The sequence below is a fragment of the Enterococcus spodopteracolus genome (assembly GCF_030441955.1).
Taxonomy (GTDB): domain Bacteria; phylum Bacillota; class Bacilli; order Lactobacillales; family Enterococcaceae; genus Enterococcus_B; species Enterococcus_B spodopteracolus.
Genome location: NZ_JARJHD010000059.1, coordinates 1 through 808, shown reverse-complemented (window position 1 = coordinate 808; position 808 = coordinate 1). Strand labels below are relative to the sequence as shown.

2 protein-coding genes are annotated in these 808 nt (G+C 55.4%); both read left to right on the top strand.

Annotation, left to right across the window (positions count from 1 at the left end):
- Positions 1–326, top strand: a 326-nt coding sequence (locus tag P3R27_RS14450; RefSeq protein ID WP_301399140.1) for a phage tail protein, incomplete at its 5' end; no start/stop codon positions are given.
- Entirely contained in the window at positions 323–718 is a 396-nt protein-coding gene (locus P3R27_RS14445) for a phage minor tail U family protein (protein WP_301399139.1), read from the top strand. The genes P3R27_RS14450 and P3R27_RS14445, both read left to right, overlap by 4 nt.
- Positions 719–808 lie beyond the last annotated feature (90 nt).

The following is an 808-nucleotide window of genomic DNA, read 5'->3' as shown; positions in this document are numbered from 1 at the left end:
TGGGTAATGCGCGGGTTGTCCTTTCGCGCCGCAGGCGTCGTAAAAAGGGGCAGCGTTCATCCCTGAAAGGTGGCGGCAGCGTGCTTGTGGTGGGTAACCGTCGTATTCCCGGCGCGTTTATTCAGCAACTGAAAAATGGCCGGTGGCATGTCATGCAGCGTGTGGCTGGGAAAAACCGTTACCCCATTGATGTGGTGAAAATCCCGATGGCGGTGCCGCTGACCACGGCGTTTAAACAAAATATTGAGCGGATACGGCGTGAACGTCTTCCGAAAGAGCTGGGCTATGCGCTGCAGCATCAACTGAGGATGGTAATAAAGCGATGAAACATACTGAACTCCGTGCAGCCGTACTGGATGCACTGGAGAAGCATGACACCGGGGCGACGTTTTTTGATGGTCGCCCCGCTGTTTTTGATGAGGCGGATTTTCCGGCAGTTGCCGTTTATCTCACCGGCGCTGAATACACGGGCGAAGAGCTGGACAGCGATACCTGGCAGGCGGAGCTGCATATCGAAGTTTTCCTGCCTGCTCAGGTGCCGGATTCAGAGCTGGATGCGTGGATGGAGTCCCGGATTTATCCGGTGATGAGCGATATCCCGGCACTGTCAGATTTGATCACCAGTATGGTGGCCAGCGGCTATGACTACCGGCGCGACGCTGATGCGGGCTTGTGGAGTTCAGCCGATCTGACTTATGTCAGTACCTATGAAATGTGAGGACGCTATGCCTGTACCAAATCCTACAATGCCGGTGAAAGGTGCCGGGACCACCCTGTGGGTTTATAAGGGGAGCGGTGACCCTTACGC

Bases quoted from the DNA above. Each gene is read 5' to 3' on its own strand.
- P3R27_RS14445 (WP_301399139.1), top strand. From the start codon at position 323: ATGAAACATACTGAACTCCGTGCAGCCGTACTGGATGCACTGGAGAAG.